Consider the following 12,806-nt stretch of genomic DNA (forward strand, 5'->3'; position numbering starts at 1 on the left):
TGTAAGAGCCCTTTTCTATAGTCTTTCCCAGTGAGCCCCGCGCCCTTTGCCAATGGGCTTCAGCTCTCCGCTTCTTCGCTTCTGCTGAACCACCTTCTTCACCAGTTCCCGGCTGACCGTAGGTAACTGAATACAAATATCAGCCACTGAAAAAGGACCCTTTGCATTGTCAATTGCCATAGCAATCAACTGCGACTTGGGAGCCCGGCTGCCCTGGTTTTGCAGTGCATCCACCCTTAACTCCAGCTCTTCATACGCTTTGATCACACTATCCAGAAAGAAGTTAATCCAGGGCATGGGGTTATGGGTCCCTTCATGCCAACCTTTTACACTGAACCGGAGGGCATTCATATAAACCTGCTCGTTCTGGGCAAAGATTCTTTCCAAACTGATATAGCGACAAATATCATAGCCATTGATGGAAAGCATTAGAGTAGCAATAAGCCGGGAAATCCGGGTATTCCCATCACTGAACGGGTGTATGCAGAGAAAATCCAGTACTGCACAACTCACCACCAGCAGAGGTTCTATCGTCTTTTCCAGACACTGGTGATAGAGCCCCACGCTGAACTCCATCGCTTTTGGCGTTTCAGTAGCCGGAACGGTTCGATAAAGAACGCCTACCCGATTACCCTCTGAATCACGCTCCACAATATCCTTGTTGGTCGCTTTCCATCGTCCTCCTTCATGGGGAAAGTGACTGTACAGGGTGGCATGAAGCTGCCGGATAAGCCCCGGAGAAACATTAGTGTGCTCTGCAGGCTCCGTCACCCTGTCCAGTACATCACGGTACCCCGCTATCTGTCTTTCAGCTGAAGTGGCTGGCTTAATTTCATATTGCACCAGTTTTCTTAATGCTTCCTTGCTGACGGCAATGTTCTCAAGACTGTTGCCATACTCCACAGACTCCAGAGTAGCTACCTGCCTGAGCGTATCGAGAATCTCAGCCTGTTGACGCAGGGTATGGGGCTGTCGTCCACGGAATTCACCCATCTGTCTGAAGCGTCCCAACTGGGAGGCAGTGAATCGATAGTCTGACAAGCGTTCCAGCGTGTGCATTTGGATTCCTGACTAACGGTTAATTATCGGATAATATTCCTGCAAATTATGCCTGTAAGTCATTTAGTATCCAATAAACTTATAAGTTTGCTAATACACTTATTAATCGTGAAAAGACGGTTAATGTTCAATTATTTTGCATATCAACCGTCAAATCGACAGATAAATTAATTGTTACTGTCATCAGACGAACTTAATCGATAAACCTTGACGTAATGACCTGTTCTCAGAGTCGACATAAGCACCTGTAGCGCTCTATTCCATTCACAAACCAGCCCGCTGGAAGCTCTCAACGAAGCTCGCTCTCCAATATTGTCAGAGAAACACAACATTCTCAGCGTCATAGTGGCATCTTGAGCCGAGATGATTGCAACAAATTTCGGTTCGTAGGGTTCCTGAATCACCATGATAAAGTCACCCGTTCCAAGTGAAGCGCTCATTAACTGTCGGACTGAGTTGAACTCCTGAAGCTCTTGGGGCTCAAGCTCAATCTTAAGGGCCATCATCGCTTGCCCCATATCCATTAACCTTAACAAGGCATACAAATCCGGAAGCCGCGATTCGTCCAGGCCCTTAGGCAATGAAATCTTTTCTAAATCGCTCGACATTTGATTCAAAAAACATTGCCGAATCGCAATGTCATGCCCTTTTGTGGTATCTGAAGCCAGGGTCACTCCAAGCTTGCCACTGCAATCCCCCTTATGCGGGCTGGCTACTTCTTCTTCATACGGGCTATAAAAGGCCGTAGAGGTAGCCTCTAATATGTACTTGAGCACATCAACTGTGGCCGGTAAATGAACCCGATAAAGCTGGCCTTTCATCTTATTCAGGTAGAATTTGATTCCCCAAGAAAAGAGTTTTTGATCATTAGTGACATAGCCAATCAGACCGCCTGTCTGATTCAGAAGAAAAGCAAAGGTCATTATTTTTTCTACGACAATGAAGGCAAGGAAATAGTCTCCCTGAGTATTGGGAAGAATCAAGGCATAATAACCATCAGGTAAAGCCTTAATATCGCTTATGGGTTGGGCGTGCTCCCCCATCCAGCCAACAGAAGCCAGCCCTGCCACTACATTCTGTTGCATATCAGCCTGCACGTTCTTCCGTTGCATGGCAGCCTGAGCCTGAGTTAACACCTGCTGAAATTGCAGTACGTTAAGATCTGAAGCCTCGAAAACAATCGGCACCATACTCGTTTCCAGATAACAAACATTGAAGGATGAAGCCGATGGTGACCGCCCGGGAGGCTCAAGGTCAACTGGAGCTTGCTGCTTGAAAACGCTGAAGTCGTACGGCTCGGTACACCATTTACAATCAAGTTGATTTTCAGTATCCGGATCTGAGTCTGATCCTGGATCTGGATCTGGATCTGGATCTGGATCTGGATCTGGATCTGGATCTGGATCTGGATCTGGATCTGGATCTGGATCTGGATCTGGATCTGGATCTGGATCTGGATCTGGGTCTGAATCTGAATCTTGATCTGAATCTTGTTCTGAATCTTGATCTGAATCTTGATCTGAATCTTGATCTGAATCTTGATCTGAATCTTGATCTTGATCTTGATCTTGATCCAGATCTGGATCTAGATCTGAATCTTTATCTTGATCTGAGTCTGAATCTGGCTCTGCGTCTGGAACAGAAACAGGAAGCGCTTCGTTTGAAAAACCACTACCGGATGATTCTAATAAAGTCATTTGACTGGTTGAAGCTCCATCAAAAGCAACATTCCATTTACTGCAACCGGGCTCCGTTCGAGGATCCCATCTTAGCTTAATAATCAAAGGTTTTTCTTCACACTGGCAAGTTTTTTCTGTGGATAAATAAACTATGCCGGGCATGGGCTCTTTGCCATTTCTTCTCGAGATGCCACACTGCCCATTTTTTTTTATTCTTACCCGGGCAATCACCCTTTTTTCTCTATACCGCTTGCCACATTGATCACATCGACAATTACAGACATCAAGACTAAGGCCACACTGCTTACACTTTTGATGACCTGATTTATCTACGACTATTTTAGCTTTATTAGTTTCGTCATATCCTTGACTGTAAAATGCTCCAAGCAATAGAAATACAAACGACAGTACACTCAAACCTGCTCTGAGCATAAAGCCTCCTAAAACAAACCGTTCAGGCAGACTAGATACTTAATTGAGATTAGTCATGGGGAATCGGAAAAATTACTCATCTTTTCGATAAAATGATTTATTCCATCCAAAGCGAGTCATCAGATCAGAAAAAACATCATCCAGCGAAGCAGACAAAAGGAGCGGTCGATGAGTAACGGGATGACTTAACTCCATGTCGGTACAGGACAGTAGTAATCTTCCTGCTGAAAAGTATTGGGCAAAATATCGATTATGAACCCCCTTCCCATGCTTGGCATCGCCAATAATCGGGTGGGCTATGTGCTTCATATGTCGACGAATCTGATGCTTCCTGCCCGTTTGGGGCCAGACCCTCACCAACGAGTAACGGCTGGTTGGGTATCTTTCGATGGCAAAAGGCAGCTCAACAGTCGCTAGTCTTTCATAAGCGGTAACTGCCTTCTGGGCTGGTTTGTCCTGACGAGCCTTGCGGTCTGTCATTTTATCCAGCTCTTCTTTCAGAGGATAATCAATCACACCAGACTCTGGCACATACCCCCTTGCGACTGCTAAATAGGTTTTCTTTACCAACCCCTCCTCAAATTGTTTTCCAGCCAGTCGGGCAACCTCCGATGACAGGGCAAACAGCAAAACACCCGAAGTGGGCTTATCCAGACGGTGCAGTGGATAAACATGCTGGCCTACCTGATTTCTGACGATCTGCAAAGCAAACCGGGTTTCATTCCGGTCAATCATAGATCGATGCACCAGTAGGCCCGATGGTTTGTTCACCGCTATCAGCCATTGATCCTGATAAATGATTTCCAGTGTTTCTGAAGTCTCTTCCGACATGCACAACTTCTCAATATCAAAGGAGGCTATTTTTATTCGGACACGATGTGCTTCTTGAATACGAAGAGGTAGTCAGGCTCCCCGACAATAAACACAGTTCCCTGCCTGTCCATGGTAACCCCCTCTGGCTGTTTAATCGTATTCTTCAGTCCGTGCCAGCCCTTCTCCAGTTCCATAACACTGACGGTATCTCCATTCTCATCCAGCTCTGTCAGAGAATCGGACTGATCACTGAGCACAACAAAATGCCTTGAAACCGTATCGTAGTGCATACCTGACAGATCCCGATTGAAAAACCTCAGGCTTTTTTCCATTTCCTTTTGCTCTGTAATCACCAGCTTTCTATCCTTCCCCTGCTCGGTGAAACCATCGATACGAAAAATCCGGATGGGATCTCTCTCCTTGAGGACATAGATCGATTTTGTCTCTGGATCCCAGGCAATCCCTTCAAAACCTTTGTTGCCCCCTTCTCCTATGCCAAAGGTAAAACTGGGGGCATTGGAGAAGTCTATCTCATTCGAGCTCGTTTTAATGTCCACCATCAACAATTCCTGCTGACGTTCGTTCACAATGATAAAACGATCTCCATCAGCCCAGGCAATGCCTTCTACGTCAGCATTAAGATTGGATGTCAGCTTTCTCTTAAGGTTTCCATTCCGGTCGTACTCAAGCACATTAATTGCAGAACCTCCTCCGGATACAACATAAAGGGAATCGGTGACAGGACACCACGTCACTCCGGAGACCTGGTCTCCTGCATCGGCAAGTTTCAGAGGTCCTGCCGCTAACTCATATTCATTCAGCCCGATGGCATCCTCCCGCTGTTCACGGGTAATCGTATGAGACAGGTATTCATTGTAGAGTTTGTTATCGATATCGAAATAGTTGATAGCGATCACGGCCAGAGTCAGAATGATAATGATCCCGAGGGACAGTTTTTTGGAGTGCTTCATAACGAGGGAATACGCCAGTTTCAAGGAGCCTGATGATGGGCAAAAAGCTGTTAGATCACCTCGAGATCAGACAAGTCAGCTCTCATAAGACTATCGGTACCCAGATCGAAGCCCGCCACTGAAACATGAACATCAAACAAGCTTTTCAGGGCTCTGAGATCTCTCAGCTCGGGCCAGCGACCCCGATCTTCTTCCCAGGCAGACAGTTCGTTTTCCATCATGTCCCGGGCATGGTTGGCTAGTGATGCTTCCAGACCTTCCTCCGTTTCCTGCTCATCCAGCAGGTAGGAGCCACCTTCCAGACTCCAGTCTTGCGGCAATTCTGTCCCCAGTCCTTTTGCCCAGTCAATAAAAGGCTGTCTGGGCTTCAGGGTTACAACACAGCGATTAATAAACTTCATGACTTCTACCCTAAAAGTGCAGCTCTATCGGACTCTGTGACCGCTTCGTATTGCCTGATGAGCTGCCATTTCCGCTCAAGGAGAATGATTTATGAGGCTTTAATACCATCAGTGCTTCACAAACGCAGCATTATGCTCCTGGTAGATACAGAAAATCAAACAGTGGGAATCAAACATACTGTCAGCACAATGGCCTGAAGCCAAGACCCACTGGAAGGTATGGCACCAAAGTCAGACGGTGGTGCGCCACCAAAAAAATCAGCACAGTCGGTTTTGCTGTACACGGAATGAAAACCCGGCAATTCTTGTCTAAATTGTGCGATGGCAGTTCCAGACTCCAGTTTCCGGAGTCTTATTGCTTCTAACCTAATTCTACCAAGGGCTGGATGCGATCTGATTATCAAGCACGAAAAACCGCAGAATCAAGTGAGAACAGATTCGCGATTGTCCATGAAATTGCAGTAAGCCCAATTCGAAACAGTGGAGAAGTTGTTCATGAATCTTTTGTTCAGCGCGAAAGGCTTTTTGCTTCCTTGCGCCATTGTGCTGTTATGCCTTTCTGTTAAGGTTTCAGTGGGTCTTCAAGGAGTGACTTTATCTCTATCTATGGTTGAGCCTGTTCTGGCAAAAAGCGGAGTTGCGGTATCTGATGAAGGTACAACCATTCAACTCGGTAACAGAGTCATTTATCTGGATGACTTAACCCGGGATGACGTGAACTGGATATGGCAGTCGTTCTTGTATGGAGGTGTCATGTCGGCCATATTTTCTACCATGGCTTTGAGTTATGGGTTTTATTTTCACCATCACTGGCTCAATTCCTGTTCCATTGCGATATTAGGTACGGCAACGTCAGCCCTTCTTTATACGGATGCGATTCTAACCCGATTCAGGTTTGGATATGCTTTAGTTCGGAATGTTTTTTCTCTTGATTATCCTATGCCTTATGCCGCCGTTGCCTGCTTAGTGCTGACAAGAGAAGAGCACAACCAGAATAATCCCCTGCGAACATACGTTAGTCCAAAGCTTTTATTGCTGTTACCGCTGGTAAAAATTCTAAGCTTGTTGTTCTTTGAAGATAAGGGTAATACCAAAACCCATATGGATTTGACCATGGCAGGACGCGCAGCCGGTTTGTTCATTATCTATACCGGACCATCTCCTATGAAGAGGATTTCTTACAAGCTGGAAAGAGCAGGGGTTAGCGAACTCAGTGCAGACCATGATGGTTACAGCGCTCTGGCAAAAGCTATGGATGAGAATGGCCTCAGCGCTGTCTATATAGCTCCATCATTTTTTAAGTTCTTTCCAATGCCTTCGTCTAAGCCGGACGGCAATCAAGTGCCAGAGTATCTTGTTGCACTGGCCTTCATCTGTTTTCATGTGCACGATGGTGATGAACTGGTATACGGTATGCTGGTCCAGAGGGCTTCTGATTTGAAAAAATCGGAAGTTTTTCCACCTTATCTGTTGTCTGCTTTTTCTAATTCTTATAATCGCTCGGCTATCGTCAAGGCTCGAACGCTTCTTGCCCCAGTGTTTCTTGAAGAAGTCGCTCAGTTTCTCAATGAGTACGGCAACAATAAAACTGTCCAGACTAAGGATATAGCAGGAAATGTCCTGCATTATTACTTTTATAACAGGGAAAGCCGGGGGGAGGTTGCTGACATACAACACACTAAAGATACTTCGTATTTCACTTTTCCCGGTTCAGATGGATTCTCTGAGGCTACTATCACCTGGAGCAGCCAGATTGATGGACAGCAAACATTGGCTCTGGATAGTGGCTGCAATGAGGATAACAGCTGTGTATTTTCTCAGTATAAAGTGCCTGCATGGGTCAATAAAGTGTTAAGTATTCAGTTGGCTTACCTGGGATATTTTGTCGGTTTCAACTGGGCCCAAAGCGCTGTTAATGCTGTCCGTTCAGGCAAGCATGTATTACCAAATTTTGAAGCTACGGATTACAACGGTGATGAAGACCGTTGTCCAGTCTGTATGCGTCCATCAATAAGCAATGAAGAGGGTACCTTTGATGGACTCAATGAGGATGAGCCTGTCGCGTTACTGAACCTGGCATGCAAGCACCCTATCTGTGCAGATTGTCAGAACCAGTTGATCCAGAATCAACTGGATGACAACCTACTCTCTGCCTGGAAGTTACAGCGCTTTGGTGTTAAGTGTCCAACCTGCAACCAAAAATCCTCTTTCACTCTGCTACCTTAAGTTCATGTATCTGAAAGGTGCTGTTCAATTCAAAAGTGGAAGCCCTCCCATCAAGGGGTTCAGAAGGAGCAAAAAAAATTTTGTCCTTTCTCCCCAAGGGGGTTGCTGCTTTTTCACTTTCGAACGAACAGCGCCTACCTGAAAAGTGTCTGCTTTCTTGGGGTGGTGTAAAGAGTCGGGGGTAGCGAGTTTGATTTCTTATAGGGCTGATGCATTGTTTTATTTTGCCATGGAAAAAATACTGGTGTTGTTTTTTATGTTGGCTTCCTGCTTTTCTCTGGCCAATGAAGAGGTCGGTTTTTATCCAGACAATAGTACTGCTATGGCTGTGTTTGAGGGCGTTCAAGGGCACCCCTCTGAAATCGAAAGTGCATTAAAAGAGCAGGGTTTGGATAATTTAACTTTTAATGGAGAGGGCAGAAAAGATCTGGAAAGAATCAATAGTATTTTCAGTAATGCAGTCAAAGATAATGATCGATACGGGCTTGCTCTTCAGGATTTTAGAGATTCGAGTCGACTTGATGATGTCTTTTATGATGAAGGAGGGCTGCATGCAGCAGACCATTTGATCGATGAAGCACTTTATGATGATCCTGAGTTGTTGCAGACTGTTAATGAGGCCTTGAAACAAGGGTTCTCGTTTTTGCCCCTGGTTTACTCTCAATACAGTACATGGTGGCACTTATATAATAGCGTCGGGGATTTCTATCAGGTTCTAAAAGACAGACTGGCGGCTATGCAGGAGCAGCCAGTGCAAACCGTTGGAAAAAAGTCTGATCAATCAAGTTTCCTGAATTGTTTTTTTTCTGGAAGTAAGTCCCAGTGCTATAAACCTGAAATGCTTAGCTATGCCATTTCAGGTATCAGCGTGGCCTGGCTATTATATACAAGTTATCGACTTCTTTATGTCTACAGAGATCTCAATGTACCATCCGCTGCTTTTGTCGCAGTTACTCTGGCACTGGGTACTCTGACTTCAGCCTGGTGGGGGGAAAGTAATTCGATCTACGCTATTTTGGCTGTTCAGGCACTTCGGGGCTATTTCCTGGTAAGCGGTCATCATCGTGAATTGTTCAGCTCTAATAAACTGGTCAGAATTTTAGTGGCGTCTTATTATGTAAGTTCGGTTTTGAGTTCGATAGATAATCTACGCAATATTGGCTACTGGTCTGCTTTCAGGAAAGCTAATTGGCCTGCATATTATTTCTGTACCACATTGGCTGTGACCTCAGTTTTGGCTTACATCAGAAATATTCGTATTCCTGAGGCAATGCTGGTGACGGTGGGAGTCTCGACTTCAGCTTATCTGGTGACGGCATTTGCAGCCCTATACGGTGCTCAAAATATGCAGATGGAACACTGGCATTTGCTGCTTGTATATGGCGGTATGATTATAAATTCCATGATTGAATCGGCAGGAATGTACAATGTTATCCCTCAATTGACTCAACAGTCTGTGATTGCCTTACGCTATGCCTACTCTTTAACAACACCTGTTCCAGATGTTGTGGAGGGTTTTGATCCCGTATATTACATGGTAATGTCTATTGTCGTGCCTGTGTTTTATTTGCTAAATGTCCCGGTTCTGTAGGTATTGCAAAGCAAAAGCACTACTGATCTTGCCCAGCCTCGCGGGAGCCTGACCGAGAATAAGAATTTTAGCGCAGGCTCATCCGCCCTTTTTTCGACATGATCAAAAAATAATCGGGTATTAGGCGTTTTTTGATCAGATTTTACGTTTTCTGCCCATCCACTTGCCTTTATGCCACCATTTTTAATCTTTTTGCTTCTTCAAAACGAATCAATCCACTGGAAATCGATTTGGCAATTTTTTTAAAAGCAAATGTGCAGTTTCTGTTGTCTCTGCACAAAATCAAATATATTGTCCGGCACAGTGGCCTGAAGCCCAGGCCCACTGGAAGTTAAAGCCGCCCAGCTGGCCGGTAACATCGAGAACTTCGCCAATAAAGAAAAGCCCCGGCTGAATGCGGCTCTCAAAAGTTTTCGATGAAACTTTCGCAGTGTCTACACCGCCCAGCGTGACCTCTGCTTTTTTATAGCCTTCTGTACCAGAGGGTTTCAATGGCCAGTTTTCCAGTGCAATAGCCAAGTCTTCAAGCTCAGTCGGAGTATATAGTGCCACCAGCTTTTGACCATTGTCAGTTAATAATCTCAGTTGACCCTGCACACACAGTGCTTGAGACAACCTTTTGGTCATATGTTCAGACAAGATAGTTGCAGTCTGAGCCTTGGGTCTCTGTTTGACACAGGACTTAAGCCAGTCATGAATATCTGTGCCGGGAATCCAGTTGATGGAGACCGTATCTCCCGGCTTCCAGTAGGATGAAATCTGTAAAATGACCGGCCCGCTGACACCACGATGAGTAAACAGAATATTTTCCCGGAAAGACTGTCCATTGCAGCTGGCCACCACTTCTGAGCTGACGCCGGAAAGTTCTATAAAGTGCTTCAGCCAGGCTTGATCCATGATGAAAGGCACCAGTGCAGGTTTTTGCTCAATCAGTTCATGACCAAACTGTTCCGCTATCTGATAGCCAAACCCTGAGGCTCCCATTGTCGGAAATGATAAACCACCGGTTGCCACCACCAGTGACTGACAGGAGAACTCACCGATATTGGTTACCAGAGCGTAATCCGAAGAGTCATTGAGCTTGATTGATTCAACACAGGCTCTGGCTCGAATGGTGACGCCGGCATCCCGGCACTCACTGACCAGCAGATCGACAATGTCCTGCGAACGATTGTCACAGAAGAGCTGCCCCAGCGTTTTTTCATGCCAGGCTACCTGATACTTATCCACAAGCGCCTGAAAATCCCACTGGGTGAAACGTGCCAGGGCTGACTTGCAAAAATGAGTGTTATTCGAAAGATAATGGGCAGGTTCTGTATAAAGGTTGGTGAAGTTACAACGTCCTCCCCCTGAAATAATAATTTTTTTGCCGATCTTGTTGGCGTGATCCAGAACAAGAACGTTGCGACCCCGGTACCCAGCTGTGAGCGCACACATAAGACCCGATGCACCGGCTCCGATAATAATGGCATCGTACTTAGACTGCAGGGCTCTGGTCAGGGGCATATTCAGTAGATCTCAAATAGACAGGTAAGAGTCGATGAAGCCATTAGCATTGTTACTGTGATAGGGTAAACAAGCGCTGTAAACAAACCAAGGAGCATATACCGACTACCAATAATGGTTTGCCCCTTCTTCTGTTTCTTTCGGCCCGGACTTCAGACCGATATTGCCTGTCAGGGGGTTTTCAGAATACCCAGCACTTTGTTCAGGAACATTTTGGCTTCCTGAGGGCTGACGCTCTTACGCAGCTCAGCAGGGATCATACGCTGGTATGCACGGGCATTGGCTGGACGACTAGCTACCAGAGCATTTACCATAGCGGGCTTGAGCAAACGCTGCCCAGCAGGAGTGCTCGGGTAAGTTTTACGAATAGATTGAACATCGAATTCAATCAGAGCTTCAGCCAACGGGCTACTCACCACTTCAATAACTACTTCTGGCTCAGCTACCACGTTTGCTACCTTGGCTTCAGCTATTACAGGCTCAGCGTCGCCAGCTTCTAACCGGGCGTCTTCAGAAGCGATAAGACCATTAGCCGTAAGAGCCCGGGACAGCTCTTCACACATAACCCATACGGCTTCACCTGCTTCGTTTTTCTCATCAAGGGCAACAACAGAAGCACCAGTGCCAGCATCTATTTCCAGGAACCCGGCAATACGCTTGCCCAGATTGTTAATGATCAGGGATGCACGTTTAGCCCCCGTCAGAGCAATCACATGCTCAGCACTAGCGGCACGTCCGGGCAGAGAAAACCATGCTGTCAGCAGTTCAATGTCTTGAGGACGAACAGCTTTATTATTGTTAAGGGCCTTCTGGAACGAATCTTGGGTGATCAATGGCTTAACCTCTAGAAAAAAACCAACCATTTTTTCAGGAAACGATAAATTATCAATCCTTATATTTGCGGATCTTTATGCTTCTTCTCCTGAGCGCAGAAGCTAGGCACAGGTTTCACTCCATGCCGACTCATTTTAAAACATAAGGCAAGCAATGCAGGTAGTCTCTGAGTATTACTTGAAATTGTCCCATACAGATATGATAATGATTCTCAATTATATCCTAAGATCCTTTGAGCACTTATATGGCAAGACCTCCTGCAAGAGAGCTATTTGTTAAGAGCATTGAGTCCCTGAGCCCTCATATGAAGCGGGTCGTCCTGACCGGAGAATCGCTCTCTGATTTTCCACCCGATCAAGCCAGTGCCTACATCAAATTAATTTTCGATAATCCTGCAATGCCCGGAAAACCACTACGAAGAAGTTATACTGTTGTTTCCAGTGATCAGCGTGCACGGCATTTAACGATTGATTTCGCAGTGCATCCCGATGCCTGTGACCAGGGGCCTGCTGCGCGATGGCTTGAGGATGCCAGGATTGGCGATCCGATTTCAGTCTCTGGACCCGGTCCTACTAAACTGGTCGATCTGGATGCAGACTGGTTTGTTCTGGTCGGAGACCTGACCGCACTACCAGCTATTCGTGCAAACATAGAGATTTTACCCGCCCATGCAGAGGGTTATGTAATTCTGGAAATTCCCCATCAGGACGACCAGCAATCTCTGCTTCTGGAAGCATCGCTGATCCCCAAGGGCATGGAATTGATCTGGGTTATAAATCCACACCCAGGCCAACAGAAGGAGCTTTTAAAAGAAACTCTGGCTAACCTGCCTCATTTCCCCGGAGATCCCTATTTATGGGCTGCCAGTGAGCTGAACGCTGTGCTGGAGATCAGAAACTGGGTGAATGAAGAATCTCTGGCCCCCCGCTCTTCGCGCTACATCAGTAGCTACTGGCAGCTTGGCCTTCCAGATGAAGCCCACAAGATACAAAAGAAAGAAAGACTGTCTGAGTAAATAAGTGTCTCTACAATCGGTATTGCCCGCTCAGGCATTTTTCGTTTGACTTCCGAGCACGCCCTCAGGGATGGTGGAAGTGTCGTTTATGCAGGAGCAATCAACGACCCTGCGGCGATGAAAAGCGGATGGGATCGGGTGGTTCCAACACGCAACAAAAACCCCAGCCGATCACTCAACTGGGGTTTTGCTTTATTCAATGCCTGGCGATGACCTACTCTCACATGGGGAAACCCCACACTACCATCGGCGATCTGTCGTTTCACTTCCGAGTTCGGG

General features: G+C 46.2%; 11 protein-coding genes. 3 read left to right on the plus strand and 8 right to left on the minus strand.

What is annotated here, in order from left to right; translation table 11 throughout:
* Positions 1–15 precede the first annotated feature (15 nt).
* The 5 genes from KBW69_RS17305 to KBW69_RS17325 all read right to left on the minus strand — a co-directional run bounded on the left by KBW69_RS17305 (position 16) and on the right by KBW69_RS17325 (position 5,355).
* On the minus strand, positions 16–1,059 hold the full coding sequence (locus tag KBW69_RS17305; RefSeq protein ID WP_257281661.1) for a Fic family protein: 1,044 nt from the start codon (positions 1,057–1,059) through the stop codon (positions 16–18).
* A 167-nt stretch (positions 1,060–1,226) separates the two neighbouring features.
* A complete protein-coding gene (locus KBW69_RS17310; RefSeq protein WP_257281662.1) occupies positions 1,227–3,170 on the minus strand; it encodes a hypothetical protein in 1,944 nt (647 codons plus the stop codon).
* 72 nt (positions 3,171–3,242) lie between these two features.
* A complete protein-coding gene (gene truC / locus KBW69_RS17315) occupies positions 3,243–4,001 on the minus strand; it encodes a tRNA pseudouridine(65) synthase TruC (RefSeq protein ID WP_257254455.1) in 759 nt (252 codons plus the stop codon).
* Positions 4,002–4,033: 32 nt separating this feature from the next.
* Complete coding sequence (locus KBW69_RS17320; protein ID WP_257254454.1) at positions 4,034–4,954, minus strand: SdiA-regulated domain-containing protein; 921 nt, start codon at positions 4,952–4,954, stop codon at positions 4,034–4,036.
* 50 nt (positions 4,955–5,004) lie between these two features.
* Positions 5,005–5,355, minus strand: a complete 351-nt coding sequence (locus KBW69_RS17325) for a hypothetical protein (protein WP_257254453.1) — start codon at positions 5,353–5,355, stop codon at positions 5,005–5,007.
* 495 nt (positions 5,356–5,850) lie between these two features.
* On the opposite strand from KBW69_RS17325, the gene KBW69_RS17330 reads away from it, so the two are divergent.
* Positions 5,851–7,581: a hypothetical protein gene (locus KBW69_RS17330; RefSeq protein ID WP_257254452.1), complete on the plus strand. Its 1,731-nt coding sequence runs from the start codon at positions 5,851–5,853 to the stop codon at positions 7,579–7,581.
* A gap of 229 nt (positions 7,582–7,810) precedes the next feature.
* Positions 7,811–9,172 carry a hypothetical protein gene (locus KBW69_RS17335; protein ID WP_257281663.1) on the plus strand — a complete coding sequence of 454 codons (1,362 nt, stop codon included), beginning with the start codon at positions 7,811–7,813 and terminating at the stop codon, positions 9,170–9,172.
* A 282-nt stretch (positions 9,173–9,454) separates the two neighbouring features.
* Here the strand turns inward: KBW69_RS17335 and KBW69_RS17340 are convergent, their stop codons facing one another.
* Positions 9,455–10,678 carry an NAD(P)/FAD-dependent oxidoreductase gene (locus KBW69_RS17340; RefSeq protein ID WP_257281664.1) on the minus strand — a complete coding sequence of 408 codons (1,224 nt, stop codon included), beginning with the start codon at positions 10,676–10,678 and terminating at the stop codon, positions 9,455–9,457.
* Positions 10,679–10,848: 170 nt separating this feature from the next.
* Complete coding sequence (locus KBW69_RS17345; RefSeq protein WP_257254449.1) at positions 10,849–11,511, minus strand: hypothetical protein; 663 nt, start codon at positions 11,509–11,511, stop codon at positions 10,849–10,851.
* Positions 11,512–11,756: 245 nt separating this feature from the next.
* Between KBW69_RS17345 and KBW69_RS17350 the strand changes: the two genes are divergently transcribed.
* A complete protein-coding gene (locus tag KBW69_RS17350; RefSeq protein ID WP_257281665.1) occupies positions 11,757–12,527 on the plus strand; it encodes a siderophore-interacting protein in 771 nt (256 codons plus the stop codon).
* Between the two features lie 86 nt (positions 12,528–12,613).
* Here KBW69_RS17350 and KBW69_RS17355 read toward each other — a convergent pair.
* The coding region (locus KBW69_RS17355) for a hypothetical protein (protein ID WP_257281666.1) at positions 12,614–12,806 on the minus strand (193 nt) is incomplete at its 5' end.

It is taken from the genome of Endozoicomonas sp. ISHI1 (assembly GCF_024606225.1).
GTDB lineage: Bacteria > Pseudomonadota > Gammaproteobacteria > Pseudomonadales > Endozoicomonadaceae > Endozoicomonas_A.

Coding starts and splice junctions, on each gene's coding strand:
- KBW69_RS17305 (WP_257281661.1), bottom strand. CDS start 1,059: ATGCACACGCTGGAACGCTTGTCAGACTATCGATTCACTGCCTCCCAG.
- KBW69_RS17310 (WP_257281662.1), bottom strand. CDS start 3,170: ATGCTCAGAGCAGGTTTGAGTGTACTGTCGTTTGTATTTCTATTGCTT.
- truC (WP_257254455.1), bottom strand. CDS start 4,001: ATGTCGGAAGAGACTTCAGAAACACTGGAAATCATTTATCAGGATCAA.
- KBW69_RS17320 (WP_257254454.1), bottom strand. CDS start 4,954: ATGAAGCACTCCAAAAAACTGTCCCTCGGGATCATTATCATTCTGACT.
- KBW69_RS17325 (WP_257254453.1), bottom strand. CDS start 5,355: ATGAAGTTTATTAATCGCTGTGTTGTAACCCTGAAGCCCAGACAGCCT.
- KBW69_RS17330 (WP_257254452.1), top strand. CDS start 5,851: ATGAATCTTTTGTTCAGCGCGAAAGGCTTTTTGCTTCCTTGCGCCATT.
- KBW69_RS17335 (WP_257281663.1), top strand. CDS start 7,811: ATGGAAAAAATACTGGTGTTGTTTTTTATGTTGGCTTCCTGCTTTTCT.
- KBW69_RS17340 (WP_257281664.1), bottom strand. CDS start 10,678: ATGCCCCTGACCAGAGCCCTGCAGTCTAAGTACGATGCCATTATTATC.
- KBW69_RS17350 (WP_257281665.1), top strand. CDS start 11,757: ATGGCAAGACCTCCTGCAAGAGAGCTATTTGTTAAGAGCATTGAGTCC.